Origin of the sequence: Nioella sediminis, from assembly GCF_001879695.1 — a bacterium.
Lineage (GTDB): Bacteria > Pseudomonadota > Alphaproteobacteria > Rhodobacterales > Rhodobacteraceae > Nioella > Nioella sediminis.
The window spans coordinates 12,790-39,441 of the sequence record NZ_MNBL01000084.1; the positions used below are offsets into that span (position 1 = coordinate 12,790).

Below are 26,652 nucleotides of genomic sequence, written 5' to 3' on the forward strand. Positions count from 1 at the left end.
CTATCAATCCGGGGCAGGGCGTTAGGCGCTATGGTGGGCGGACAAGAACCCGCGTCATTTCACCGGAGAATCCCGAATTGCCCCGTATCAAAGGTGTCAGACTGCCCGATCAGGGTGCGCCCCGGCAGGAGATCGGGTCGGTCACTCTGCCCGATTGTGTGGGGCTGATCGGGGCGGATTATCCGGGGATGAAGCTGCGTGCGGTGGTCGCGCAAGGGGATCGGGTGTCTGCCGGTCAACCCGTGCTGCACGATCATGCCATGCCCGAGAGGGTGGTGACCAGCCCGGTCAGCGGCACGGTGGAGGACATCGTGATCGGTGCACGCAGGCAGGTGGCGCGGATGGTGATCCGGCGCGGCACGGGAGAGGCGAGGCGATTCGACCCCGCCACGGCGGACGACCCGGATGGGCTGCGTCGTCTGATGCTGAGCAGTGGTTTGTGGGCCGCAATACTGCGTCGGCCTTTCGGGCGGGTGCCACCGCCCGATGAAACACCCGCAGCCATTGTCGTGACCGCGATGGCCACCGATCCCGGTGCTGCCGATCCCGCACCTTTGATCCGGGCCGAGGCGGGGAACTTCAACACCGGCATTCAGGCGCTGAGCCGCCTTGGCGGGGGGGCGGTCTTCGTCTGTCAGGCTCCGGGCGCGGAACTGGCCCGCATTGGTGAGCGTGTGCGCATCGCGGTCTTTTCCGGTGCGCATCCCGCCGGAATGCCCGGTGTGCATGTGGAACGGCTTTGCCCGGTGTCTGCGGAGCGCCCTGTCTGGCAGATCGGCTATGCGGATGTCTTGGCGCTTGGCCAACTGCTGCGCGATGGTGCCTTGCCTGCCGACCGGGTCGTGTCCCTGTGCGGGCCTTCGGCGGCGGACCCCCGGTTGCTGCGCCTTCCCATCGGGACGGATATCGAGGCGCTGGCAGGCGGCGAGACGCGCGGCACCGCTTATCGCTTTCTGTCCGGTCCGCTGTTGTCGGGGCAGGAGGGGCGGTTCCTGCGTCGCAGACATGTGCAGATCAGCCTGACCCCGCGCGAAGCCCCTGCTCCGCATGGCCGCAAGGGCTCTACCCTTCAACGTGCGGCGCTGATTCCGAATGCGGCTGTCTCCCGCTCTCTCGGCCCGGATTTCCCGGCGGTTGCCCTGTTGCGGGCGATCAGCGTCGGAGAGGTCGAACAGGCCGAGCGGATGGGGGTTCTGGGATTGCTGGAAGATGACATGGCGCTTGCCAGCTATCTGACCGGAGGGGGCGAGGATTTTGGCATTCGGCTGCGGGCCGTTCTTGACCGGTTGGAGGCAGCATGACCGCGCGCGGGCTCTGGTCACGGGACATGATCGGGTGGGCGGTTGTCGCCGCCCTTCTGCCGCCCGCCGCCATCGTGGTGGTCGAGCAAGGGGTGGAGGGCGTGCTGCGCATGGGCGCGGTGCTGGCCGTCGCATCGCTGTGGCAGCTTTTGTTCCGAAGGCTGCGCGGGGTGCCCTGGTCGCCTACCGGCGCGGTTCTGGCGGTGTCGATGGCGGTGCTGGCCCCGGCGGGCCTCTCGCCCATGCAATTGGCGCTTGGGGCGAGCTTTGGCATCGTGCTGGCAGACCTGATCTTCGGTGGCTGGGGTCGCAACGTGGTGGGGGCCGCCCCGGTGGCGCTGGCGATGGTGTTCCTGACATGGCCGGGCGGTGCCGCGCCGGGGACAGAGACCACGATGTTGCTGGCTGTCGCCGCCTCTGGGGCTGTGCTTCTGGCGCTTGGCATCCTGCCATTGCCAGCGCTGCTCGGCGGGGTCGCAGGCGTGCTTGGGGCGATGGCCCTGATCGGCGCGCCGTTGGAGTCCGCTCTGCTGGCCGGGGGCGCGGGCTTCGGCTTGCTGCTGCTGGCCGATCCGGTCACGGCGCCGACAACGCCAGTCTCGCGGCTGGTCTACGGCCTGCTTGGCGGCACGTTGATCGCGCTTCTGGCCGGTTCGGACGGGCTGGTGGGGGCGGAACGGGCCACGGTCTTCGCGGTGCTTCTGGCGCAGGTTTTTGCGCCGACAATCGACTATGCGGCGCTTGCGGCAAAGCGCCATGCAAGGGGGCGGCGACATGCCTGATCTGAATCCGATTTCCCTGTGGCAACGACTGCTGGCGGCCCCAAATGACAGCCGGGGCAAGACGCTGACCATGGCGTTTCTGGTGTCCTTCGCGGCGGCGCTTGCGGTGTCCAGTGCGGCGGTGCTTCTTGGCCCAAGGCTCGACGCAAACCGGGAAGCCGAACGCCGCGCCCGGCTGGAGGCGCTGATTGCCGAGACGCCGGGATTGGCCGAAGTGCTGCCGGGCAGCGGCATTGACAGCCTTGAGGTGCTGACCGTTGATCTGCGCGACCTGTCGCTGGCGGACGCGGTCGACCCCACACAGGTGACGGAGCTGACCCCGGACGACGACATTGCGGGCATCGGGACACGGCCCGATCTGCAACAGATTTTCATGGCCCGCGACGGGCGTGATCTGGCTCTGGTCATTCTGCCGGTCTACGGGCAGGGTTATCAATCGACGATCCGGGGATATCTGGCGCTTGGGCCGGACCTGAATACCGTGATTGGCCTGACCATCACCGAACAGGGCGAAACGCCCGGGCTTGGCGCGACGATCCAGACGCCGGGCTGGCTGGCACAATGGCCGGGCACGCAGTTGATGGATGAGGCCGGTGAAATCCGCGTCGCCGTGGTGCGTGGCGGCGGTTCTACGGCATATGAGGTCGACGCGATCACCGGCGCAACCCGCAGTTCCAACGGTGTCCAGAACATGATCCGCTTCTGGGTCGGTCCGCTCGGGTTCGGCCCCGTGCTGGACGCGCTGCGCAGCGGGGACCTGTGATGAGAGCCGCGCTGAAACCCCTCTTTGACCCGCTATTGCGCGACAACCCGGTCACGGTGCAGATCCTTGGCATCTGCTCGGCCCTCGCGGTCACGACCTCGATGACCACCGCCCTGACCATGAGCCTGGCCCTGACCGCAGTTCTGGTCGCCTCCAGCGCGGTGATCTCGCTGATCCGCCGCCATATCCCGGCGCAGATCCGGCTGATCCTGCAGATCACCATCATCGCGGCCATGGTCATCGTCGCGGACCTGATCCTGCAGGCCTATGCCTATGCGATCAGCCAGCGGCTCTCGATTTTCGTGTCGCTCATTGTCACCAATTGCATCGTGCTTGGCCGGGCCGAGGCCTTTGCCATGTCGCACCCGGTCGGTCCCAGCATCCTTGACGCGCTTGGCAACGGAGCGGGCTATTCCGCGATCCTGATGGTCATCGCCTTCCTGCGGGAGCTTTTGGGCTTCGGCACGCTGTTCGGCGCGACGATCTTCCCGACCGTTGCGGATGGCGGCTGGTATCAGCCCTTCGGTTTCATGTTGCTGGCCCCGTCTGCCTTCATGCTGCTTGGCCTGCTGGTCTGGGCGCTGCGTAGCTGGCGGAGCGAGCAGGTGGAGCCCGCATCAACCCGCGTGGACCGGGAGGAGGCGCTGTCATGACCGACCTTTTCCTGCGCGCCGTCTTTGCCGACAACCTGATCCTCAGCTTCTTTCTTGGGGTCTGCACCTTTCTGGCTGTGTCGAAACGGGTGGAAACGGCGCTTGGCCTTGGCGCCGCGATCATCGTGATCCTGACCATCACGGTGCCCGTGAACCAGTTGATCCTGACATGGCTGCTGGCCCCCGGCGCATGGGGCTGGATCGGGGCGGGGGAGGTCGACCTGACCTTCCTGAGGCTCATCGCCTTTATCGGTGTCATCGCCGCCATGGTGCAGGTGCTGGAAATGGTGCTCGACCGCTTCGCCCCGGCTCTTTACGCGGCGCTTGGCATCTACCTACCGCTCATTACCGTGAACTGCGCCATTCTGGGCGGCAGCCTGTTCATGGCAGAGCGGTCATACGGGTTTGGGGAGTCGATCGTCTTCGGGTTCGGCAGCGGGCTGGGATGGGCGCTGGCCATTGTCGCTTTGGCCGCGATCCGGGAAAGGCTGGCCTATGCCGACATGCCCGCCGGTCTGCGCGGGCTTGGCATGACCTTCATCGTCACCGGCCTCATGTCCATGGCGTTCACCGCCTTTGCCACGATGGCCGCGCCATGACCCAGATCCTGCTTGCCACCCTGCTGATGGTTGCGCTGATCATGGCGCTGGCGCTCGGTGTCATGGCCGCGCGGGCGGTTCTGGTGCCGTCGCGACCCGTTCGCCTGACCGTGAACGGACGGCGAGAGGTTGAGGCGCGAACTGGGGAGAAGCTGCTGGATGCGCTGAAGGCTGGCGGCATCCCGATGCCCTCTGGCTGTGCCGGGGCGGGCACCTGCGGGCTCTGCCGGGTGACCGTCACAGATGCTGGACCACCGCTTGCCACGGAAACCGGGACGCTCGGCAAACCCGCGACGGACAGGGGCGAAAGGCTCGCCTGCCAGACCGTCCTGCGCGGTGCGCTGTCGGTGCAGGTGCCCGAGGATATCCTGTCGGCGGAACGGTACGAGTGCGAGGTCATTTCCAACCAATCGCTTGCCCCGCTGATCAAGGAACTGGTGGTCGCCCTGCCCGAAGGGGCGGAATTCGACTTCACCGCCGGGGAATACGGGCAATTGACTGCCCCCGCCTATGCGCTCGATTTCACCGACATCGACGCAGGTGCGTTTGCCGGGGTCTGGGACAGTCGCGGGCTGCGTAGCCTGTCAGCCCACAGCCCCGAACCGGTGTCTCGCGCCTATTCCATCGCCAACCGGCCCGAGGATACGGGCAAGGTGGTGTTCAACATCCGCCTCGCGCTGCCGCCTGCGGGCAAACCCGGTGTTCTGCCCGGTATCGTGTCCTCCTATCTCTTCGGCCTGAAACCCGGCGACCGGCTGGCCGTGGCCGGGCCCTATGGTACGTTCCGCGTTCGTCCGTCCGACCGGGAGATCGTGCTGATCGGCGGCGGGGTCGGCATGGCCCCCTTGCGCGCCATCGCCCATGAGCAACTGGCAGGCCCCGGCGCATCACGGCGCATCTCCTATTTCTACGGCGCACGCAGCCGGTCGGACCTGTTCTATGACGACGAGTTCAAGGCCCTTGCCGCCGCGCATCCGAATTTCAGCTGGACTGTTGCGCTCTCTGACCCTCAGCCAGAGGACCAATGGACCGGCGAAAGCGGCTTCATCCACGACGTCGCCCTGCGCGCCTATCTGGGCAATCATCCCGCGCCCGATGCCTGCGACTACTACCTCTGCGGGCCGCCCCTGATGATGCGGGCCGTGATCACCATGCTGGACGACCTCGGGGTCGAGCCGGATTCCATCTTCTTCGACGATTTCGCGAGCTGACCCATGACCCTGACCCGCCGCCATTTCCTCGCCCTTTCCGCCGCCACCCTGACGGCGCGACCCGCGTTTGCCTCTGATCCGCAGGTGATCGGGGGGCAGGCCTTCGGGTCCTACTGGCGCGGGGTGTTTGGCAGCGATTTGCCCGCAGGCGATGTCTCGGCTCTGATCAACAGGGTCGTGGCCGATGTGGATGCGCAGATGTCGCCCTATCAGCCTGGATCGGAGCTGTCGGTCTTCAACCGCGCGGGCCATGCGGCGCTGTCCGGGGACGTGGCCGAGACCACCCGCGCCGCTTTGCAGATCGTGTTGGACACGGGCGGGGCGTTTGACCCCACCGTCGGACCATTGGTGGCGCGCTATGGGTTCGGCCCGATCGAAGGGGCCGAGCAGGCGGGCTGGCAGGCGCTGAGCCTGTCCGGCGACCGGCTGACCCGCGCGGCGGAGGGCATAACGCTGGACCTGTGTGGCATCGCAAAGGGGCACGCGCTGGACCGGATGGCGGACGCGTTGGTGGCGGCGGGGGCAGGCGGCTTCGTTCTGGAACTGGGCGGCGAGGTCATTGCCCGTGGCCAGCACCCGGAGGGCCGCGCGTGGCAGGTGGGTATCGAGGACGGTGCGGGCGGTCTTGCCGGTGTCGCGCGGCTGCAGGGGATGGCCGTCGCAACCTCGGGGCTGTGGGATCAGAGCTACGCCGTCGGGCAGGGGCGCTATGGCCACCTCATCGACCCGATCACCGGTGCACCTGCGGGTGATACGCTGGCCTCTGTCTCGGTCTTCCATGACCGGGCGTTGATGGCGGACGGGCTGGCCACAGCGCTCTTTGTGATGGGGGCCACGCAGGCAGCGCACCATGCGCAGGCCAACGGTCTGGCCACGGTCCTCGTGGCACGCAGCGGCGATGTCACTGTGACCGGTGAAGCGCAAGGGTTCGTCGAGATCGGAGGGTTGGGCTGATGGGTGTCTTTCTGGCGGTTCTGGCCGTCTTCCTTCTGGCAGCCCTGGGCCTTGGCCTTGGGCTTCTGTTCGGGGGCAAACCCGTGCAGGGCAGTTGCAGCGGCCTGTCTTGCGGGGCCTGTGAGACCTGTCCGAACCGGAAGGCAAGCGAATGACTCAAGGCGCCACGATAGACCGCTACATGAGCCGCAACCTCGTGACCCTGTCGCCGGATACGGAGGTGACCCGCGCCGTGGCCACCCTGATCGAATATGACATTTCCGCCGCCCCGGTGGTGGATGATCTGGGTCGGCTTGTGGGCATCCTGACCGCCAGGGACTGTTTCCGCGCGGTGCTGCATGCCCACTACCATCAGGAGCTTGGCGACACTGTCGCGGGTTACATGACCGCTGATGTGACAACACTCGACACCGGTATGGGCGTTGTCGCCGCCGCGCAGGCGTTCATGGACAGCAATCACCGCCGCTATCCGGTGATGCAGGACGGGCGGCTTGTGGGCATCATCACCCGAATGGACCTGCTGCGCGCGTTTCAGGCGGAAGGCTAGGGCAGGCTCAGGGCCTCTCGCCCGACCGGTCCCATCTGTCGGGTGATCTGATCCGTCAGGCTTTGTGCGGCCATGTGGGCCACCTGTTCCGGCAGGTTCCCCAGTTCCCCGGCCCGGGCGACAACGGTGATCGAGCGTGAGAAGCTGGCGGCAGGCAGCGGGCGCAGTGACAGAGGCATCTGTTCCACAAACCCGTCGATCAGCAGGCTTGGGGTCAGGATGGTAAAGCCCAAGCCCTGCGCCACGCAGGCGGTGACCATACTGGACCGGTCCGCCTGAATGACCCTGGGAACCGCCAGTTTCAGCCGCCGCAGATGCTGTTCCGTGCGCCGCCCGACACTGGTTGTGGCGGCAAAGCGTACCAGTGGCAGGTGTTCGAGGATGTCGGACAGCGACCCGCTAGGGCCACGGTAGCGTTCGGGCAGGACCAGCAGAAAGGTCTCGGTCAGCACGTCATGCCGTTCCAGCCCGTCCATGTCGTAAAACGGGTTCGAGGTGACCACCAGATCGGCGCGTTTGCTGCGCAACAGCGCTTCGTGATCGCCGCTCTGGCCCGCATGCAGGGTCAGATCCTCGACCCCGAAATCGGCCTTGGTCAGATTGACCAGCGGCGGGGTCAGGGTGGTGGCGATGGAGGCCAGCATTCCCACCCGCAGCACGCTGATCGGGCGGGGCCCCTCGTGGCGCATGGAGGTTGCGAGGTCTTCGATGCTGTTCAGGATGCGCTGTGCGTGACGCAGGCAGAGCTCGCCCGCCTGCGTCAGTCTGAGCGGCCTGACGGAGCGGTCCACCAGCCGCGCGTCGCAGGCCTCTTCCAGCGAGGCCAGTTGTTGCGAGGCCGCCGATTGGGTGATGCCAAGCAGTTTCGCTGCGCGGGTCACCTGGCGGGTTTCGGCAATGGCCACGAAGACCTCCAGTGCGGTGACAAGGTTCTTGTCGGACAGCAGCCGCGAGGACAGTTTTTCCTGCATCATAAGAATACCTAATGCTGTGTGGTTTCATTTGCCGTGGTGCGGGCCGTTGGGTCAAGCTCTGGTGAGGCGAAACAGGGGTTTGGCATGGCGAGGCGCGGCAAGAGACGGGAGGTGGATCAAAGCACCATTCGCGCGCCTTATGTTGATCGCAAGATCGGTCCGCTGCCGGTTCTGTCGCAGGAAGGGCTGGAGCTGATCGAGGCCAATGCCGACCGCATCCTTGCTGAAACGGGCATGGAGTTTCACGATGATCCAGAGATTCTACAGATCTTCGCCGAGGCCGGGTGTGATGTGGAGGGCACGCGGGTGCGGTTCGTGCCCGGTTTCTGCCGCCGGACCATCACCGCGACAGCCCCCGCAAGCTACACGCAACACGCCCGCAATCCCGCGAAATCGGTTCGTGTGGGCGGCAGCACCAGCGTGCTCTGCCCCTCCTGGGGGCCGCCCTTCGTGCACGACCTCGACCGAGGCCGGCGCTATGCGTCCTACGAGGATTTCACCGATCTGGTGAAACTGCACCACATGATCCCCTGGCTGCATCATTCCGGCGGTGTGGTCTGCGAACCGGTGGACCTGCCCGCCAACAAGCGCCATCTCGACATGCTCTACGCCCATATCCGCTGGTCCGACCGGCCCTTCATGGGGGCCTTTATCGGGGCGGAACGGGCGGGGCACGCGATTGATATGGCGCGGATTCTGTTCGGCGCGGATTACGTGGCGCAGAACCCGGTTCTTTACTGCGTGTCGAACACCAACGCGCCATTGGTCATGGATGCGCATATGTCCGGGGCGCTGAAAACCTATGCCCGTGCGGGCCAGCCGGTGGCCTGCACGCCCTGGACCCTGACCGGCGCGATGAGCCCCACGACCGTCGCTGGAACGCTGGCGCAGGTGCTGGCAGAGGCGATGGCCTGCCTTGCGCTGGTGCAACTGATCAATCCGGGCGCGCCCTGCCTGATGGGCTCCTTCGCGTCGACCATGTCGATGCAGACCGGCGCGCCTACCTTCGGCACGCCAGAAGCGGGGCAAATGGTGCTGGCGGCGGGCCAACTGGCGCGGCGGCTCGGGGTGCCGTTTCATACCGTTGGCACGCTGTCCGCGTCCAAACTGCCGGACGGGCAAAGCCAGCAGGAGGGCACCTGGGGCCTGCTCATGTCGATGTTCGCGGGCGCCAACATGATCAACCACGCCACCGGCTGGCTGGAGGGCGGGCTGGTCACGGGATATGAGAAAACCATGATGGACGCGGATCTGTGCGGCAAGGTTGCGAGGTTCTTTGACGGTATCGACCTGTCCGAGAACGCGCAGGCGATGGAGGCGATTGCCGAAACCGGGCCGGGCAAGCATTTCCTGGGGGCCGAGCATACGCAGGCAAATTTCCTCGGGGCGCTGTTCCGGCCCGACCTACCCGACAACAATTCCTATGAACACTGGTCCGGGGCGGGCGGGCTCGACATGGCACAACGGGCGAATGCACTGTGGAAACAGCGCTTGGCAGAGTATGAAGATCCGGGGTTGGACCCCGCGATTGACGAGGCGTTGCAAGACTATATCTCGCGTCGCAAATCCGAGACCGAAGACAGGGCCTATTTCTGATGCGCGTCCTCGTCCGCCGCCTGGCAGAGCAGATCGTAGAACGGCCGGTGATGCGCGTCGAAATCAGTATAAGGCGCGCCGAGCGCCTCCAGTTCGGTCCTGTAATCCCGGTCCTCCGCCGGTTTGATCCCCGTGGAGGACAGAACCTCGGCATGCCACGCCTCAACCGATTTCCAACCCTCGGGCACGTCGCTGTCCCAGCTCAGCGCCTCGGGGCAATCGGGCAACCCCACGGCCTGCCAATAGCGCGCCATCTGCCCCGCAGGGTCTGCCCTCAGCGCCGCCGAGCGGATGACGACCGGCTTCAACCCCGCCGCGCGCAACTGCTGATAAAGCCGCCACAGCCCCTCGATCCCCACCTCTTCGCAGGCGAAGCCGGGGTCTTTGCGGTGATAGGACAGGATGCTTTCCGCCGGATCGCGGACAAGGAAGGCATGGCTCATGGCGCGCATGAAATCGGGGTCGGCGGGCAGGCTGTCCTGCACGTAATAGGCCATGTCCTTGAAGAACACGGGGGCATCCGTGCCAAGCCTCAGGATCATGTCACGGATGCCCGCGTAGTCGGTCGGATGGTCCGGTTCCGGCTCGAAATTCTCGAAGGGTTTGTTCCCCGCGCCGATGTAATAGTCATACATGAAGGGTTCATGCAGAACGGTCAGATCGCCCCTTTGCCGCATGATGCGTTCAAAGGCGGTCGAGACGGAGCGGGGGTGGCACCAGAGCGCGTGAATGGTCATGCCTGCGAAGCTGCGCCGGTTCGAATGCCCTGTCAATTCCCCGCGATAGGAGGCCCCGCATGAGCCGCACCATCATCATCGGCGGCGGGGCGATTGGCCTGTCACTGGCCTATCACCTGGCGCAGCGTGGGGCGCGCGATGTGGTGCTCTTGGAAAGAAACCAGTTGACCTCCGGCACCAGCTGGCACGCGGCAGGGATCGTTGGCCCGCTGCGCGCAACGCCCAACATGACGCGCCTGGCGATGTATGCCGGTGAGTTGTTTCCACGGCTGGAGGCCGAAACGGGGCTGTCGACCGGCTATCGCAAGACCGGCGGCTATTGGCTGGCGCGGGTGCCGGAACGGATGGACGAGTTGCACCGGATTGCAGCCCTCGGGCGGCATCTCGGGTTGTCACCCCGGATGGTCGGTCCCGATGATCTGGCCCGCGATCTGCCTTGCGTCGATCCAGCTGGTCTGGTCGGAGTGATGGACGTGGCCGAGGATGCCAGCGTCAATCCGGTCGACCTGTGCATGGCCTATGCGCGGGCGGCGAAGGCCTCCGGGGTCACCATCCGTGAAAACACGGGCGTGGAGCGTCTGCTGACCGACGGGGGCCGGGTAACTGGCGTGAAGCTGGCGGATGGCACCGAGATGCAGGGCGACAACGTGGCCCTGTGTGCAGGCGCATGGTCCAAGCACTTGGCCGCCACGGCGGGACTGGCGCTGCCCCTGCAACCGGTTGAGCATATGTATGTGGTCACCGAACCCCGCCCCGACTTCGCGGGCTTCCCGGTGTTGCGCGATCTCGACCGGGGAATCTATATCAAGGGCGATACCGGCAAGCTAGTGATCGGTGGGTTTGAACCGAATGCCAAATGCTGGGACCCGCATGGGCCGGAAGGAAACCGACCTTTCCTTGAGATGGCCGAGGATTGGGACCAGTTCACCCCCTTCATGGAGGCGGCGCTGGATCTGATCCCGGCCCTTGAGACCACCGGTATTCAGCATTTCATGAACGGGCCGGAGAGTTTCACCGCAGATACCAAACCACTCATTGGGCAGGCCCCCGGCATGGACGGGCTCTTCGTGGCGGCGGGGATGAATTCTGTCGGGGTGATGTCGTCGGCAGGTGTCGGCCGGGTGCTGGCCGATTGGATCGTGGACGGAACCCCGCCCATGGATCTGTGGGAAGTCGATATCGCCCGCTGCGATCCGCTTGCCGCCAGCGACACCCACATGGCCGCGCGGATGGAGGAGGCGGTGGCCGACCTCTTCGCCCTGCACTGGCCATTCAAACAGCCCAAGGCCGGGCGGGGACTGCGGGTGTCACCCTTGCACGATCGTTGGCAGGCGCAAGGCGCCGTCTTTGGCCTGACCGCCGGGTGGGAGCGCGGGTTGTGGTATGCCGAGCGTGAGGCCGAGCGCAGCTTGCCCTATTCCATCGGCGCGCAACCATGGGAGCCCATCGTCGTACGTGAAGCCGCGCGGATGCAGACCGGGACCGTCCTGCTCGATCTCTCGCCGTTCAGCAAATTCCACATCCACGGGCCACAGGCCCTGGCCTTCATGGAGCGGATCGCCTGTTCGCGAATGGACGTGACCGAGGGAAAGGTCGTCTACACCCAGCTTCTGAACGCCAAAGGCGGGATCGAGGCGGATGTGACCGTGACGCGGCTGGCCGCCGACCGCTTCCGCCTGACCTCCGGCGCCGTGACCCGCTGGCGCGACGGGGCGTACTTGCGCCGGGCGTCCCAAAGCTTCGACGTGACCATCACCGACGTGACCGAGGAAACTTGCGTAATCGGCGCCATGGGCGCGGGCGCGCGGGATCTGCTGACGGCGGTGGCGGGCGATCACTGGCAGGATTTCCCCTTCGCCTCCGCCCGCACGATCCCTTTCGCACGCAGGGACGTCCGCGCCACGCGGATCAGCTTCGTGGGCGAGCTCGGATGGGAACTGACCGCAACACCTGAAGTTGCCGGGCCACTCTTTGATCAGCTCATCGCGGCAGGTGCGCGACCCATGGGGCATTACGCGGTGGATGCCTGCCGGTTGGAAAAGGGCTTCGTCCACTGGGGCCATGACGTCGGGCCGGAGATCACACCGCTGGAGGCTGGCTTGGGTTTCTGCGTCGATTGGTCGAAGGACTTCACCGGCAAACCTGCGCTGGAGGCACAGCGCGGGAACCTCGCCCGCAAGCTGGTGCTCTTGCAGGTCGAGGGTAACCCGCTGGTATTGCATGACGAACCGGTTTGGGAGGGGGGGCGTGTCGTGGGGCTGACGACGTCCGGCGGCAAAGGCGCGCGGACCGGGCTGACACTGGCCTTCGCGCTGATCGACCTCACCGATACGCCGCTTGCAGACCGGCAGTTCGAGATCGACATCGCAGGGGAACGCTACCCGGCCAAAGTGCTGCGAAAGCCCCCCTATGATCCCAAAGGTGAAAGGATGCGCGCATGACCGAGGCGCAGGTTTTGATTATCGGGGGCGGCGCAATGGGCGTGTCGCTGGCCTATCACCTTTCCAAGGCGGGCTGGTCAGACGTGGTTCTGACGGAAAAGAACGACCTCACCCACGGCTCGACCTGGCACGCGGCGGGGCTGTGCACCCATTTCGCCCATAGCGCCACGATCCAGGCTCTGCGTGCGCATTCGGTGAAGCTTTATCGTGACGTGCTGCCGGAAGAGACCGGGCAAAGCTGTGGGTTCCATCGGTCCGGCGCGATGCGGGTAACGAAGAACCCCGACCGGATGGACGAATTCCGCCATGTGGCGGGGCTCTCGGCTTTCACCGGCTATCCGCTGGAGGTGCTGACGCCGGACCGGATCGCGGAACTGCACCCGCTGGCGCGGCTCGACGGCCTGTTGGGCGGGATATATGAGCCCGATGACGGCCATGTGGACCCGTCGCTGGCCACCAACGCCATGGCGCAGGTCGCGCAACGGAACGGGGTCACGATCATACGCCAGAACCCGGTTTTGTCGATCGCGCGCGAGGGCGAGGGGTGGATCGTGGTAACGCCCAAAGGAACAATCCGCGCCCGCCAGATCGTGAATGCCGCCGGAACATGGGGCTTCGAGGTTGGGCAGATGATGGGGGTGAACGTGCCTTCGGTTCCGGTGCTGCACCAGTACCTTGTCACCGACACCGTGCCCGAAGTGGCCGAGCGTATCGCCGCCGGTCTGCCGGAACTGCCCATGATCCGCGACCCGGAGGAAAGCTGGTATTTGCGGCAGGAACGCGACGGGCTGATCCTTGGCCCGTATGAGAAAGAGGCACAGGTCTGGTCCGTCGATGGCGTACCGCCCGAGTTCGGAGCCGAGTTGATGCCGCCCGATCTGGATAGGGTCGAACACATCATCGAGGCCGCGATGGCGCGGGTTCCAGCGCTTGGCAATGGCGGGGTCAAGACGGTAGTGAATGGCCCGATTACCTTCACTCCAGATGCCAATCCGCTGATCGGTCCAGCCCATGGTGTGCCGGGGGCGTGGTTGCTGACCGGGTCTTCCATGGGCGTTATGGAAGGGGGTGGCGCGGGCTGGTTCCTGGCCCATTGGATGACGCATGGGGCACCGCCGATGGACGCGCTGGCGGTCGATAGCCGCCGGTTCGGGGCTTGGGCGGATCGCGGTTTTCGCGTGGCCAAGGCGGTGGAATGCTTCGGCCTGCAATTCGGCGTGCACTACCCGTATGAGGAACGCCCCGCAGGGCGCGGGTTGCGCCTGTCGCCCCTGCATGACCGGATGGTTGCGCGCGGTGCCGTGATGGGCGCGGCGCATGGGTGGGAACGGCCCAACTGGTTCTCCGACAGGCCCGGCGATCATGCTGTGGAGAGCTTCCAGCGTCCCAACTGGTTCGAGCCCGTCGCGCGGGAAGTTGCTTGCGTGACGAACAGAGTGGCGCTGGCCGATCTGTCGGTTTTCTCGAAATTCGAGGTCACCGGGCCAGGTACGTCCGACTTCCTCGAAACGCTCGGGGCCAATACCCCACCACGCATCGGTCGGATCGGTCTGATCCATGCGCTGACCCCGGCGGGGGGCGTTTTGTCGGAATTTACCGTGGCCCGGCTGGCCAAGGATCAAGCTTACCTAACCAGCGCCGCAGCGGCGGAGGAGATCGACCTCGACCTGCTACGCGCCCACGCGGCGGCGCATGAGGCAACTGTCACCAACGTGACAGAGCGGCTCGGGGTCATCGGCCTGATGGGGCCAAAATCGCGCGACGTTCTGGGGGTGCTGACCGATGCAGACCTTGGCGACGGCTTCCCATGGCTTACCGTGCACCAGATCACCGTCGCGGGTCTGCCGGTGCGGGCGCTTCGCGTCTCCTATCTTGGCGAATTGGGGTGGGAACTGCATGCCGAGGCAGAGCACCTGCCCGCGCTTTTCGATGCGCTGGAAGAGGCGGGCCAGCCCTATGGGATTGGCTTCTACGGCGCTTATGCTGCCAATTCCATGCGGCTCGAAAAAGGCTATCGCGGGTGGGGCGCGGACCTGACCACCGAACGCTCGCCGCTGGAAAGCGGGCTTGCCGCCTTTACCAAACCCGAGGCCCGCGACTTCGCAGGACGGCAGGCCCTGCTGACGCGCCCCAACGGCTGGCAGTCTGTCCTGCTGCACGTCGAGGACGGCCCGACCGATCCGTTCTATGCCCATCCCGTCTACCAGGGTGAACGGATCATCGGCATCGTCACCTCGGGCGGGTTTGGCCATAGGGTTGGTCACGCTCTGGCCCTTGCCTTGCTGCGCGAACCGCTGTCGGGTGAGGCCCTGAGTATCGAAATCCTGGGCCAGCGCCGCACCGCCACTGTGCAGGCCCGCCCGCCCTTCGACCCCGACAACACCCGCCTGCGTGCGTGAAAGGAGCCCAAGATGACCGACCTTCCCATTGACTGGACGACCGAAGGCACCGCTCGCCGCCGCGACACCTATTACGCCGCGACGCAGACGAAATTCGTGCCCTTCAAGGACCCGATCGTGTTCCGTAAAGGGCAGATGCAATACCTGTGGGATGCAGAGGGCAACAAATACACCGACCTTCTGGGCATGAACGTCTGTATCTCGGTTGGTCATTCCCACCCCAAGGTTGTCGCCGCAGCCCAAGCGCAGGCCGCCGACCTGACCCATTGCACGACGATGTTCTATCACCCGGTCCCCGCGCATCTGGCGGAGGAACTGGCCGCCACCATGCCGAAAGGCCATGACTGGATGGTGCATTTCACCAATTCCGGGGCCGAGGCCATCGACCTCGCCATGACCATCGCGCGGACCTACACGGGCAATCTCGACCTGCTGGCGCTGCGCACCGCCTATCACGGCCCGACCGCTGCCGCGCAATCCGTCACCGGCATCTCCACCTGGCGGCACCCCGGAATGCCCGGCAACGTCGCTTTCGTGGCCGACCCCAACCAGTATCGCGGTATCTTCGGCGAGAATGCAGGGGCTGCGCCGTATCTGGATGAGATCGAGCGCACCATTGCCACCGCCACCTCCGGCAGGATCGCCGGGATGCTGGTGGAAAGCGTGCAGGGCTATGGCGGCATCATCGAGATGCCCAAGGGCTACATGTCCGGCGCGGCGGAGCGGGTGCGCGCGGCGGGCGGGCTTTACATCGCGGATGAGGTGCAATCGGGCTTCGGGCGCACGGGCGATCACATGTGGGGGTTCGAGGCCGATGGCGTGGTGCCCGATATCGTCGTCATGGCCAAGGGGATCGGCAATGGCTTCCCGCTTGGGGCCGTAGTGACGCGCAAGCACATTGCCGCGCCGATGGCGGAAAAATTCATGTTCCACACCTATGGGGCCAACCCCACCAGTTGCGCGGCGGGACGCGCGGTGTTGCAGGTGATCCGAGAGGACAAGGTGCAGGAAAACGCCCGAACGGTCGGCGCGGCACTGCTCAAGCGCCTGCATGAGTTGAAGGACAAGCACGAGGCCATTGGCGACGTGCGGGGCAGGGGGCTGATGCTGGCCATCGAGATGGTGAAGGACCGGCGTACCAAGGAACCCGACCGCGACACCACCTCGGCGGTGTTCGAGAACTGCCGCGCCTTGCGCCTGATCATGTCCAAGTCCGGCCCCACGCAATCGGTGCTGCGCATGGTGCCGCCGATGTGCCTGTCTTTGGCAGACGTGGAGAATGTGGCGGAAGGGCTCGACCGGGCCTTCACCGCGCTCGGCTGACGGGGCATTGCCTGTTGCGCCCATCTGCGCTTTGTCTTGGGGACAGTCGTCTAACTGAAAGCAAGTCCCATGACATTCACCACCCGGCCCGAAATTTCCGGCACCTTCGGCATGGTCACCAGCACCCACTGGCTGGCCACGGCGGCAGGCATGAAGATGCTGGAGGCGGGCGGTAGTGCAGCCGATGCGGCGGTGGCCACTGGGTTTGTGCTGAACGTGGTGGAGCCACATCTGAACGGGCCGCTTGGCGACATGCCGCTGCTTTTTCGGGCGGCAGGGGCCGAGGAACCCGTTGTGATCTGCGGGCAGGGGACGGCACCTGCGGGGGCGACGATTGACCACTACCGGGCCGAGGGGCTGACCCGCATCCCCGGTTCCGGCCTGCTGGCCACTGTCGTGCCGGGGGCTTTTGACGCGTGGATGTTGCTGCTCCGCGACCATGGCCGATTGCCACTGGCCGAGGTGCTGGCCCCCGCGATCCATTATGCGCGTCATGGACACCCGATCCTGCCGCGCGTGGCGAATGAGATTGCGGGCATGGCGGATGTGTTCCGAACCGAATGGCCCAGTTCCGCCCCGGTCTGGCTGCCAGGTGGATCAGCACCCCAAGCGGGGGCGCTCTTCGCCAACCCCGCGCTGGCCGATTTCTGGGAGAGGCTGGTCGATGAGGCCAAGGGCGCGGGCGTAGACCGGGTGGCGCAGATCGAAGCGGCGCGGGTTGCTTTCTACGAAGGGTTCGTAGCGGAGGCGATTGACGATTTCCTGCGCGATGCCGAGGTGCTGGACGCCTCGGGCCAACGCCACAAGGGCGTGCTGACCGGGCAGGACATGGCCGATTGGCGGGCGAGCATTGAGGCCCCGATCTCGGTCGATCACGCGGGCTGGACCGTCTGGAAGGGCGGCGGCTGGACCCAGGGGCCCGTGCTGTTGCAGGCGTTGCAGATACTGCGCGGGGACGATCTGGCCGGGATGGACCCAATGGGGGCGGATTTCGTTCACCTCGTCACCGAGGCGCTGAAGCTCGCCTTCGCGGATCGCGATGCCTATCTTGGGGAGCCGAACGGCAAGGATCTGCCGCTGAAAACGCTTCTCTCAGCCGAGTACGGCGCGGCGCGGCGGGCCGAAATTGGGGATAGCGCCAGTCTCGATTTCCGGCCGGGCCTCATCGCGGGATATGAGGGTTGGGCCGATGCCTTTCGCGCCCATGTGGCGGAGCCCGCGCCGGACAATTCCGGTATCGGCATCGGTGAGCCCACCATGGCGCATCTGACGGCGAAGAAAGGCGACACCTGCCATGTCGATGTGGTGGACCAATGGGGCAACATGGTGTCTGCCACGCCCTCTGGCGGATGGCTGAAATCCTCGCCCGTGGTGCCGGGGCTTGGGGTGCCGCTCAACACCCGTGCGCAGATGTTCTGGCTGGAGGAGGGCCTGCCCACCTCGCTCGCCCCCGGTCGCAGACCGCGCACGACGCTGTCACCCTCGATGGCACAAGCCCCGGATGGGACGAGGCTGGCCTTCGGCACACCGGGCGGGGATCAGCAGGATCAATGGCAACTGACCTTCGTGCTGCGGCTGATCCATCACGGCATGAACCTGCAAGAAGCCATCGACGGGCCACTCTTTCACACCGGTCACCTGTTGGAAAGCTTCTACCCGCGCGGCACCAGGCCCGGCTACCTGATGATCGAGCCGAATTTCCCCCAGGCGACGCTGGCCGAACTGGACCGGCGCGGCCACCGGCTGGAGGTCTCGGACCCATGGTCCATCGGGCGGCTGACCGCCGCGCGCATCCGGCCTGACGGGATCATGTCCGCCGCTGCAACGCCGCGCCTGATGCAGGCCTATGCCGCCGGGCGTTGAGGGGCGCAGCCACATAATACGGGCGGCGGTCCGGGGTTTGTCCTGCCATGAGGGCGGAGCTTTGGTACATTCGATATGTTCTCTGAAACATAATGAACCCTTGCCATCGGGCGGTTCATGCGGCTAACTCCTTTTCATGTCCCACCCCGACCAGCTGCCATCACCACCCTCCCGCTTGCGCCTCAGACTTCTCTTCGGGGATGACCTGATGCTTGGCCCCGGCAAGGCGGATCTGCTGGAAGGAATACGCGACACCGGTTCGATTGCCGCTGCCGGACGGGCCATGTCCATGAGCTACAAACGGGCCTGGACCCTTGTAGATCAGATGAATGGCGCGTTTCGAAAGCCGCTTGTCGATAGTGTTCGGGGCGGTGCGAAAGGCGGCGGTGCAAGATTGACCGATGCCGGGGAACAAGTGCTGAAGCATTATCGGAAACTGGAAGACATCGCTGCCGAGGCCGGTGCTGCGCGGATCAATGCCATATCGGATCTGTTGAAGACCGGGGATGCCGACCCGGACAATCAGGGGCCCGGCTGATGTCGGCGATGTGTTTCAGCAGCCATAACGTGGGCGGTATCGCTCATCAACCCGGACCCGCACGCCTTGTCAGTTTTACGGCAGCTTTGATGGCCATGATCGTGGCCTCTGCCCCGGCAGCAGCCGAAACGGTGACGGTCTTCGCCGCCGCCAGCCTGACCACGGCGCTGACGCAGGTTGCGGAGCAGTATGAAGACACAGAAGGCGGGGAGATCGCGCTTTCCTTCGCGGGGTCGTCGGCCCTTGCGCGCCAGATTCAGCTGGGCGCCCCTGCCGATATCTTCATTTCCGCCAACCCCGATTGGATGGACCTGCTGCAGGCGGGGGATCTGCTAGACCCCGACAGCCGAACTGACCTGTTGGGCAACAGCCTTGTGCTGATCGCACATGAGCCAATCGACCATGTCGACCTAAACGCTGACCTGGATCTCTCCGCGCTGCTCCGCCCCGGTCGCCTCGCCATGGCGCTGACGCAAGCCGTGCCCGCAGGGATCTACGGACGCGCGGCGCTGGACACGCTTGGGTTGTGGGATCAGGTGGCCACGCAGGTGGTCGAGACGGATAATGTCCGGGCGGCGCTGGCGTTGGTTGCGCTTGGCGAGGCCCCGCTTGGCGTGGTCTATGCGACCGATGCACGGGCCAATCCAGATGTTCACGTGATCGCGACATTCCCCCCGGACAGCCACCCGCAGATCACCTATCCGGCTGCCCTGTTATACGGTCCGGCCGGAGAGGAGGCCGGAGGGTTCCTGACCTTCCTTCTAGGCCCCGATGCCCGCGCGGTGTTCGAGGCCGAGGGCTTCACAGTGTTGGGGGACTAGGCCGGTGGATTGGCTGGGACCGGAAGAATGGCAAGCGGTGGCCCTGTCGCTGCGCGTGTCGCTTTGGGCGACGCTGGCCAGCCTGCCGCTTGGCATCTTTACCGCCTATGCGCTGGCGCGCTGGAGGTTTCCGGGGCATGGTTTGATCAACGGACTGGTACACCTGCCGCTGATCCTGCCGCCCGTGGTCACCGGTTACCTGTTGCTCCTGACCTTCGGGACGCGCGGGCCTGTCGGGTCGGCTCTGCAAGACATAGGCATTGTCCTTGCCTTCCGCTGGACCGGCGCGGCGCTGGCTGCCGCCGTCATGGCCTTTCCTCTGATGGTGCGCGCCATCCGCCTGTCGATCGAAGCCGTCGATCCCAGGCTGGAACAGGCTGCCGCCACGCTCGGGGCCTCTCGCCTTTGGGTCTTTGCCACCGTGACCTTGCCGATGATCCTACCCGGCATCATCGCGGGCGCGATCCTGGCCTTTGCCAAGGCCATGGGGGAATTCGGCGCGACGATTACTTTCGTGTCCAACATCCCCGGCCAGACCCGCACCGTGCCCTCCGCGATCTATGCCTTCCTGCAAGTGCCGGGCGGTGAAGACGCGGCAATGCGGCTTGTGCTGGTATCGGTCGCCGTGGCCATGACCGCGCTGCTTCTTTCGGAAGTCATCGCGCGGAAGATTGCCGCATGGGTGTCCGGGACATGACCCTGTCGGTCTCCCTTCGCCACGCTTTGCCGGGGTTTCTGCTGGATGCGGCGTTCGACGCCCCGCCCGGCATAACGGTGCTGTTCGGGCGGTCAGGGTCCGGCAAGACCACGATCGCCAATGCGGTGGCAGGGCTGCTTCGGCCAGACCGGGGGCGGATTGTGGCCGCGGATAAGGTGCTGATGGATAGCGACCGGGGCCTGTGGGTGGCGCCGAACAGGCGCCGGATCGGCTATGTCTTTCAGGAGGGCCGGCTGTTTCCGCATCTCACCGTGCGCCAGAACCTCGCCTATGGCCGTTGGTTCGCCCCCAAGGGCGCACGGATCGAAGACATGGCGCATGTGGTGGATCTTCTTGGGATCGGGCACCTGCTGACCCGTCGCCCCGGAGCGCTGTCAGGCGGGGAAAAACAACGGGTGGCAATCGGTCGGGCCTTGTTGTCCGCGCCACGGCTGATCGTGGCGGATGAACCGCTGGCCGCGCTTGACGAGGCGCGCAAGGCCGAGATCCTGCCGTATCTGGAACGGCTGCGCGATGAGGTCGAAATTCCGATTCTCTATGTCAGTCATTCGGCTGCCGAGGTGGCGCGGCTTGCGACAACGGTGGTGGCGCTTGAAAACGGGCGGGTGATCCGGCAGGGGGCCGCGGCCGAGGTGCTGTCCGATCCTGCCGTTACCCCGCTTGGGGCGCGATCCGCCGGGGCGCTGCTGATGGCTAGGGTGGTTGCCCATCATGACGACGGGTTGACAGAACTTGATGCCGGGGGATGCCCGCTGTTTCTGCCGCGCATTCCGCAACCGCCGGGCCATTCGGTCCGCATTCGCATCGCGGCGCATGACGTGATTTTGTCGCGCGTAAGGCTAGAGGGGCTGTCGGCATTGAACATCCTGCCGGGGACCGTGCGGGATATCCGGGCAGGCGACGGACCCGGCGCCATCCTGTCGCTTGACACTGCCGCAGGCGTGGTGCTGGCAAGGGTCACCCGCAGGTCTGTTGCATCGCTTTCGCTGGCGCCGGGAACGTCCTGCCATGCGGTGATCAAGACGGTGGCCATAGCGCCTGAAGATGTCGGGGCGCTTTAGCCAGCAAGATTTTTCCGGAAAAATCTTGCGGCGAAGGTAGGAAGACTTTTCTGGAAAAGTCTTCCTGGTCTGCGAGAAAAATCTTCCGGAAGATTTTTCCGAGACCGCTCAGCCAAGCAGCGATTGTGTCAGGGGATGGTCTGCCTGTTTCAACCCGTCGATGACATCGAAATGGTGACGACCGGGATCGTAGACCGCAGGAGAGAAGTTCGTCTTTTCGGCCCAGGCTTCTGCCAGGATCTGCGACTGGCGCAGGAACTCCGGACGCTCCAATGCGCCGGTCCAGCAGGTCACGGATTTGCCGGGCAGAGGGTCGAGCAGCACAGGGCTTTCGGTCTCGGCCTCATGCCCATCAATCTGCAGTGTTTCGTTCATCGAATGCAGGCGCACGGGGCGCAGATCGTGAACGCCGCTGATCGAGACAACGCGTTCGATACGGTCGCTGATCGACGTGGGCAATGGTCCGCCTTCGCAGATCATCCGTGTCACCAGATGCCCGCCAGCGGAATGCCCGGTCAGCCGGATCGGTCCGTCGACCATCGTGGCAGCCTTGCAGATGGCCGCGCCGATCTGGCGTGTGATGCCCGCGATCCTGGCTTCGGGAGCCAGCGTATAACTCGGCATCGCCACGGCCCATCCATGGGCCAGCGGACCGGCGGCCAGGTCGGAATACAGTCCCTTGTGCATCCGCATCCAGTAGCCGCCATGGACAAAGACGACGAGGCCTCTGATCAGCCCATCCGGCCGGAACAGATCGAACCGTTCACGCGGGGCGTCCCCATAGGCGATATCGGTTTCCGCATGGGGCCAGCTGTCGCGGAAGGCATGGGCGCGCTGTTCCCAGATCGCCGGAAAGCCGTCGCCGCCGGGAATGTGATCGGCATTGGTGAAGGCATCTTCCCAGTCGATTCCGCTCTCTGGTGCTGCGCTGTTCATATCTGCTGTCCTATGGTCGCAAAAAACCCGAGGCGCAGAGTAGACCCGCCCCGGGGGAATGATCAAACGGGAAAACTGCCGCTCAGATGATCTCTTCGAACAGCGCCTTCACGTTGTCCGCCGTCAGCGTGACCGGATTGCCACCGCAGGACGGATCTTCCAGCGCCATGGCGGTCAGTTCGTCGATGCGGTCGCGGCCGACGCCCATCTCGGACAGACTGCGCGGTATGCCGAGGCTGTCGTTGAACGCCTGCACGAAGGACTGGAACCCGGCAAAGCCGCCTTCGATGCCCAGATAGGCGGCGGCGCGGTCGAAGCGCTGCTCGATTGCAGGCGCATTGAGGCGCAGCACGGCGGGCATGCAGACGGCGTTGGTGGTGCCGTGATGGGTGCCGTAGACCGCGCCAATGGGGTGGCTCAGCGCATGGATCGCGCCAAGACCCTTTTGGAAGGCGGTCGCGCCCATTGCGGCGGCGCTCATCATCTGTGCACGGGCCTCGATATCGGTGCCGATGGCGTAGGCACGCGGCAGGTACTCTTTCACCAATCTCATGCCTTCCAGCGCAATCCCCTGGCTCATCGGGTGGTAATGCGGGCTGCTGAACGCCTCCACGCAATGGGCGAAGGCATCAAGCCCCGTGCCCGCCGTGATCGCCTGCGGCATGCCCACGGTCAGCTCTGGGTCGGCGATCACGACCGAGGGCAGCACCTTGGGATGGAAGATGATCTTCTTCACATGGGTTTCGGAATTGGTGATGACGCTGGCGCGCCCCACCTCGGACCCTGTGCCGGCGGTGGTGGGCACGGCGATGATCGGGGCGATGCCATCGGGGTCGGCGCGCGTCCACCAGTCGCCGATATCCTCGTAGTCCCAAACGGGCCGGGTCTGGCCGGACATGAAGGCGACCATCTTGCCCAGATCGAGGCCAGAGCCGCCGCCAAAGGCGATGACCCCGTCATGACCGCCCGCCTTGTAGACCTCCAGCCCGGCGGCGAGGTTCATCTCATTCGGGTTCGGGTCCACATCGGCGAAGATCGCGCGGCCAAGTCCGGCGGCTTCCATGACATCCAGTGCCGCCGTGGTGATCGGCAGGTCGCGCAGCCCCCGGTCGGTGACCAGCAGCGGGCGTTTCATGCCGGTTTGGGCGCAGGCCTCGGGCAGCTCGGCAATGCGGCCAGCGCCGAATTTGATCGCGGTCGGGTAGGACCAGTTACCGGTAAGGCTCATTTCGTCACCTTCTTGAGATGGTAGGATTTGGGACGGGTCAGGTTGTGATAGCCGATGACCGACAGGCCGCCGCCGCGCCCGGTGTTCTTGCAGCCGGTCCAGCAGAGGCCCGGGTCGAGATAGTCGGCGCGGTTGAGGAAAACGGTGCCGGTTTCCACCCGGTCGCCCACGGCCATGGCCCGGTCGATATCGGCGGTCCAGAGACTGGCGGTCAGGCCGAACTCGCTGTCATTCATCAGCGCGATGGCCTCGTCATCGTCCTTCACCGGCATGATGCCGACGACGGGGCCGAAGCTCTCATCGCGCATCACGCGCATGTCGTGGGTGACATTGGTCAGGATCTGTGGGGTCAGGTAGGCACCGCCGTCATCTTCCGCGAAGGTGGGGATGTGGGCGGTTGCGCCTGCCGCGACGGCCTCCGATGTCTGCGCGCGGACCTCATCGGCAAAGCGGGTGTTTGCCATAGGACCAAGCGTGGTGTCCGGGTCCAGCGGATTGCCGAGCTTGTAGGTTTTGACCAGCTCCACCGACTTCTCGACAAACGCATCAAACAGGCTTTCCTGGACATAAATCCGCTCGATCCCGCAGCAGCACTGGCCGGAATTGAACATTGCCCCGTCAATCAGCGTGGCAACCGCCGCATCCAGATCGGCATCCTCCATCACATAGCCGGGGTCCTTGCCGCCAAGTTCCAGCCCAAGGCCGGTGAACGTCCCCGCCGCCGCGCGTTCCATGGCCTTGCCGCCCCCGACCGAGCCGGTGAAGTTGACGAAATCGAACGCCCCCTCCGCGATCAGGGCCGATGTCGTGCCGTGGTCGAGGAAGACATTGAGGAACACATCCTCCGGCACGCCCGCCGAATGGAAGGCGCGGGCCATGCGTTCGCCCACCAGCAGCGTCTGCGTGGCGTGTTTCAGCACCACCGTATTGCCCGCGATCAGCGCGGGCGCCACGGTGTTGATCGCGGTCATGTAGGGGTAGTTCCACGGCGCCACGACGAAGACGACGCCATGCGGCACCCGCCTGATATAGCGCTTGAACGTGGCGTCCTCGCCCACGGCGATATCGGCCAGAGCCTCCCCGGCAATCGCAGCCATATGGCTGGCGCGTTCGTTGAAGCCGCCGAATTCGCCCCCGTAGCGCACCGGACGGCCCATCATATGCGCCAGCTCCGGCACGATCTCGTCATTCATCGCGCCCACGGCGGCGACACCGGCCATGACCAGTTCAGCACGCTCGGACAGAGGCCGGGCAGCCCAATCGGCCTGCGCCGCACGGGCGCGATCCACGAGGGCGCGGGCGGCTGACGCTTCCAGCGTTGTGCGCTCGGCGAAAACCGATCCGTCGATCGGTGAGATGCATTTGAGAAGGCTCATGCGAGGGCACTTTCTGTCTGTTCCTCAAGTTCGTTGAGGCTTGTGTGGCGGATTTTCCAGCTGCCGTCGGCCTGCCGCAGGAAGGTGTTGAGACCGGTGCCGACGATCCGAAGGACCTGGCCGTCCGGGGCGGAGACATTCGCCGCGTAGAGCAGGCTGCAGAAGCCGATCCCGCCCTCTGCACGGGCGTCGAGGATGGTCATGGACTTGTTGAACTCGCCTTCTTTAAACCAGCTTTCGTGTGCCGCCATCAGCGCCGCCGTGCCTGTGGCGGGCGGACCGTAGGGCGAGAAGATCTGCCCGTCCGGGGTGAATTCTGCTGCACAGCCCGCGCTGTCATGGGCGGTGTATGCCTGCAGATACCTGTCGAGCACCGGCTGGAACAGGTCGCGCGCGGACATGGCTCAGGCCCTTTCGAACCCGCGGGCGACCTCGTAATCGGTCACCACCCGGTCAAAGTCCTCGATCTCCACTTCGGCGGCGCGGGTGTAGTGGTCGACCACCCAATCGCCCATAGCCTCGCGCAGCATGGCCGAATTGCGCAGGGTCTCTGCCGCGTCGCGCAGGGTGCCGGGGATGTGGCCGACGTCGCCCTCATAGGCGTCACCCTTGAAGGGCGGCTCCAGCTCCAGCCCTTCCTCGATGCCCTTGATCCCGGCGGCCAGCATCGCGGCCATGGCCAGATAGGGGTTCATGTCGGACCCGCCGATGCGGCATTCCACGCGCACGGCCTTGCTGCCCTCGCCACACAGGCGGAAGCCCGCAGTGCGGTTGTCCACCGACCAGACGGTGCGGGTCGGTGCGAAGCTGCCCTTCTGGAAGCGCTTGTAGCTGTTGATATAGGGGGCCAGGAAACAGGTGTAGTCGCTGGCATATTTGATCAGCCCGGCCATGTAGCTTTTCATCAGATCCGACATGCCAAGCGGGTCGTTTTCGTCATAGAAGACCGGTGCGCCGTCTTTCCACAGCGACTGGTGCACATGGCTGGAACTGCCGACCTTATCGTGATGCCACTTGGGCAGGAAGGTCACGGCATGGCCGTTCTGCCAGGCGATTTCCTTCACCGCGTTCTTTGCGATGGTGTGATTGTCGGCGGTGTCGAGCGCGGCGGAATAGCGGATGTTCAACTCTTCCTGACCGGTTTCGGCCTCGCCCTTCGAATTCTCCACCGGGATGCCCGCCGCATAGAGATGATTGCGGATCGGCCGCATCACATGCTCTTCCTTGGTGGTCTGGAAGATGTGGTAATCCTCGTTGTAGCCGCTGATCGGCTGCATGTCGCGGAAGCCCGATTTGCGGATCTCGTCAAAGCTCTTCTCGAACAGGAAGAACTCGATTTCCGTGGCCATCATGGCGTCATAGCCCATGGCCTCCAGCCGCTTGACCTGTTTCTTCAGGATCGCGCGGGGGGAATGGGGCACGTCTTCATGGGTGTGGTGATCCAGCAGATCGCACAGGACCATGACGGTTCCCTCAAGCCACGGCACCGGGCGCAGCGTGGTCAGGTCGGGCTTCATCACATAGTCGCCATAGCCCGCGCGCCAACTGGTCGAGGCGTAGCCGTCGGGCGTCGCCATCTCCAGATCGGTGGCCAGCAGGTAGTTGCAGCAATGGGTTTCCTTCCACGCGCTTTCGACGAAGTTCACGGCATGGAAGCGCTTGCCCATCAGGCGGCCCTGCATATCGACCGCGCAGACCAGCACGGTATCTACCATGCCGTTTGCAACTTGGTCTTTCAGGGTGTCGAAACTCAGGATGGCGGACATGGTGTGTTCCTGTAAGGCATTGGGAATGCCCCGGCCCGGACGTGGCGGGCCGAGGCGGGATCGTG

General features: G+C 65.1%; 25 protein-coding genes. 18 read left to right on the plus strand and 7 right to left on the minus strand.

Features of this window, described 5'->3' with window-relative positions; all coding sequences use genetic code 11:
* Positions 1 to 77 precede the first annotated feature (77 nt).
* The 9 genes from BKY26_RS11220 to BKY26_RS11255 are packed head-to-tail and all read left to right on the plus strand — an operon-like array spanning position 78 to position 6,810.
* Positions 78 to 1,301, plus strand: a complete 1,224-nt coding sequence (locus BKY26_RS11220) for a hypothetical protein (protein ID WP_071690482.1) — start codon at positions 78 to 80, stop codon at positions 1,299 to 1,301.
* Positions 1,298 to 2,083 (plus strand): RnfABCDGE type electron transport complex subunit D, encoded by a 786-nt coding sequence (locus BKY26_RS11225; protein WP_071690483.1) that lies wholly within the window; start codon positions 1,298 to 1,300, stop codon positions 2,081 to 2,083. The genes BKY26_RS11220 and BKY26_RS11225 overlap by 4 nt, the downstream gene beginning before the upstream one ends.
* Positions 2,076 to 2,846: an FMN-binding protein gene (locus BKY26_RS11230; RefSeq protein ID WP_071690484.1), complete on the plus strand. Its 771-nt coding sequence runs from the start codon at positions 2,076 to 2,078 to the stop codon at positions 2,844 to 2,846. The genes BKY26_RS11225 and BKY26_RS11230 overlap by 8 nt, the downstream gene beginning before the upstream one ends.
* Positions 2,846 to 3,499: an NADH:ubiquinone reductase (Na(+)-transporting) subunit D gene (locus BKY26_RS11235; RefSeq protein ID WP_071690485.1), complete on the plus strand. Its 654-nt coding sequence runs from the start codon at positions 2,846 to 2,848 to the stop codon at positions 3,497 to 3,499. Before BKY26_RS11230 ends, BKY26_RS11235 begins: the two co-directional genes overlap by 1 nt.
* Entirely contained in the window at positions 3,496 to 4,098 is a 603-nt protein-coding gene (gene nqrE / locus BKY26_RS11240) for an NADH:ubiquinone reductase (Na(+)-transporting) subunit E (RefSeq protein ID WP_071690486.1), read from the plus strand. The genes BKY26_RS11235 and nqrE overlap by 4 nt, the downstream gene beginning before the upstream one ends.
* The gene (nqrF, locus tag BKY26_RS11245) at positions 4,095 to 5,309 is read left to right on the plus strand and encodes an NADH:ubiquinone reductase (Na(+)-transporting) subunit F (protein ID WP_071690487.1); all 1,215 of its coding nucleotides are present in this window, start codon (positions 4,095 to 4,097) and stop codon (positions 5,307 to 5,309) included. Before nqrE ends, nqrF begins: the two co-directional genes overlap by 4 nt.
* A 3-nt stretch (positions 5,310 to 5,312) precedes the next feature.
* Positions 5,313 to 6,263, plus strand: a complete 951-nt coding sequence (locus BKY26_RS11250) for an FAD:protein FMN transferase (protein WP_071690488.1) — start codon at positions 5,313 to 5,315, stop codon at positions 6,261 to 6,263.
* Positions 6,263 to 6,418: a hypothetical protein gene (locus tag BKY26_RS20410; RefSeq protein WP_169829065.1), complete on the plus strand. Its 156-nt coding sequence runs from the start codon at positions 6,263 to 6,265 to the stop codon at positions 6,416 to 6,418. The genes BKY26_RS11250 and BKY26_RS20410 overlap by 1 nt, the downstream gene beginning before the upstream one ends.
* Positions 6,415 to 6,810, plus strand: a complete 396-nt coding sequence (locus tag BKY26_RS11255) for a CBS domain-containing protein (RefSeq protein WP_071690489.1) — start codon at positions 6,415 to 6,417, stop codon at positions 6,808 to 6,810. The genes BKY26_RS20410 and BKY26_RS11255 overlap by 4 nt, the downstream gene beginning before the upstream one ends.
* On the opposite strand, the gene BKY26_RS11260 is transcribed toward BKY26_RS11255, so the two are convergent.
* Positions 6,807 to 7,781, minus strand: coding sequence for a LysR family transcriptional regulator (locus tag BKY26_RS11260; RefSeq protein ID WP_071690539.1), 975 nt, complete (start codon positions 7,779 to 7,781; stop codon positions 6,807 to 6,809). The genes BKY26_RS11255 and BKY26_RS11260 overlap by 4 nt on opposite strands.
* Positions 7,782 to 7,868: 87 nt before the next feature.
* On the opposite strand from BKY26_RS11260, the gene BKY26_RS11265 reads away from it, so the two are divergent.
* Positions 7,869 to 9,380, plus strand: a complete 1,512-nt coding sequence (locus BKY26_RS11265; protein ID WP_071690490.1) for a trimethylamine methyltransferase family protein — start codon at positions 7,869 to 7,871, stop codon at positions 9,378 to 9,380.
* On the opposite strand, the gene BKY26_RS11270 is transcribed toward BKY26_RS11265, so the two are convergent.
* Positions 9,371 to 10,117, minus strand: coding sequence for a sulfotransferase-like domain-containing protein (locus BKY26_RS11270; protein ID WP_071690491.1), 747 nt, complete (start codon positions 10,115 to 10,117; stop codon positions 9,371 to 9,373). The two genes, BKY26_RS11265 and BKY26_RS11270, sit on opposite strands and share 10 nt — an antisense overlap.
* A 59-nt stretch (positions 10,118 to 10,176) precedes the next feature.
* Here BKY26_RS11270 and BKY26_RS11275 point away from each other — a divergent pair, with 59 nt between their 5' ends.
* From BKY26_RS11275 to modC, 8 genes are all read left to right on the plus strand, one after another.
* Positions 10,177 to 12,558 carry a GcvT family protein gene (locus tag BKY26_RS11275; protein ID WP_071690492.1) on the plus strand — a complete coding sequence of 794 codons (2,382 nt, stop codon included), beginning with the start codon at positions 10,177 to 10,179 and terminating at the stop codon, positions 12,556 to 12,558.
* A complete protein-coding gene (locus BKY26_RS11280) occupies positions 12,555 to 14,957 on the plus strand; it encodes a GcvT family protein (RefSeq protein ID WP_071690493.1) in 2,403 nt (800 codons plus the stop codon). Before BKY26_RS11275 ends, BKY26_RS11280 begins: the two co-directional genes overlap by 4 nt.
* A 12-nt stretch (positions 14,958 to 14,969) precedes the next feature.
* Entirely contained in the window at positions 14,970 to 16,280 is a 1,311-nt protein-coding gene (locus tag BKY26_RS11285; protein ID WP_071690494.1) for an aspartate aminotransferase family protein, read from the plus strand.
* A 69-nt stretch (positions 16,281 to 16,349) separates the two neighbouring features.
* Positions 16,350 to 18,143, plus strand: a complete 1,794-nt coding sequence (locus BKY26_RS11290) for a gamma-glutamyltransferase family protein (RefSeq protein WP_071690495.1) — start codon at positions 16,350 to 16,352, stop codon at positions 18,141 to 18,143.
* 136 nt (positions 18,144 to 18,279) lie between these two features.
* Positions 18,280 to 18,681: a winged helix-turn-helix domain-containing protein gene (locus BKY26_RS11295; RefSeq protein ID WP_071690496.1), complete on the plus strand. Its 402-nt coding sequence runs from the start codon at positions 18,280 to 18,282 to the stop codon at positions 18,679 to 18,681.
* On the plus strand, positions 18,681 to 19,502 hold the full coding sequence (gene modA / locus BKY26_RS11300) for a molybdate ABC transporter substrate-binding protein (protein WP_342714916.1): 822 nt from the start codon (positions 18,681 to 18,683) through the stop codon (positions 19,500 to 19,502). The genes BKY26_RS11295 and modA overlap by 1 nt, the downstream gene beginning before the upstream one ends.
* Positions 19,503 to 19,506: 4 nt before the next feature.
* Positions 19,507 to 20,199: a molybdate ABC transporter permease subunit gene (modB, locus tag BKY26_RS11305; protein ID WP_071690498.1), complete on the plus strand. Its 693-nt coding sequence runs from the start codon at positions 19,507 to 19,509 to the stop codon at positions 20,197 to 20,199.
* Positions 20,196 to 21,281 (plus strand): molybdenum ABC transporter ATP-binding protein, encoded by a 1,086-nt coding sequence (gene modC / locus BKY26_RS11310; protein WP_071690540.1) that lies wholly within the window; start codon positions 20,196 to 20,198, stop codon positions 21,279 to 21,281. Before modB ends, modC begins: the two co-directional genes overlap by 4 nt.
* Before the next feature lie 108 nt (positions 21,282 to 21,389).
* Here modC and BKY26_RS11315 read toward each other — a convergent pair whose 3' ends face one another.
* From BKY26_RS11315 to BKY26_RS11335, 5 genes are all read right to left on the minus strand, one after another.
* Positions 21,390 to 22,217 carry an alpha/beta hydrolase gene (locus BKY26_RS11315; RefSeq protein ID WP_071690499.1) on the minus strand — a complete coding sequence of 276 codons (828 nt, stop codon included), beginning with the start codon at positions 22,215 to 22,217 and terminating at the stop codon, positions 21,390 to 21,392.
* Positions 22,218 to 22,299: 82 nt separating this feature from the next.
* Entirely contained in the window at positions 22,300 to 23,445 is a 1,146-nt protein-coding gene (locus BKY26_RS11320) for an iron-containing alcohol dehydrogenase (RefSeq protein ID WP_071690500.1), read from the minus strand.
* Positions 23,442 to 24,821: an aldehyde dehydrogenase family protein gene (locus BKY26_RS11325; protein ID WP_071690501.1), complete on the minus strand. Its 1,380-nt coding sequence runs from the start codon at positions 24,819 to 24,821 to the stop codon at positions 23,442 to 23,444. Before BKY26_RS11325 ends, BKY26_RS11320 begins: the two co-directional genes overlap by 4 nt.
* Entirely contained in the window at positions 24,818 to 25,222 is a 405-nt protein-coding gene (locus BKY26_RS11330) for a YybH family protein (protein ID WP_071690502.1), read from the minus strand. Before BKY26_RS11330 ends, BKY26_RS11325 begins: the two co-directional genes overlap by 4 nt.
* A 3-nt stretch (positions 25,223 to 25,225) precedes the next feature.
* The gene (locus BKY26_RS11335; RefSeq protein ID WP_071690503.1) at positions 25,226 to 26,587 is read right to left on the minus strand and encodes a glutamine synthetase family protein; all 1,362 of its coding nucleotides are present in this window, start codon (positions 26,585 to 26,587) and stop codon (positions 25,226 to 25,228) included.
* Positions 26,588 to 26,652: the final 65 nt, after the last annotated feature.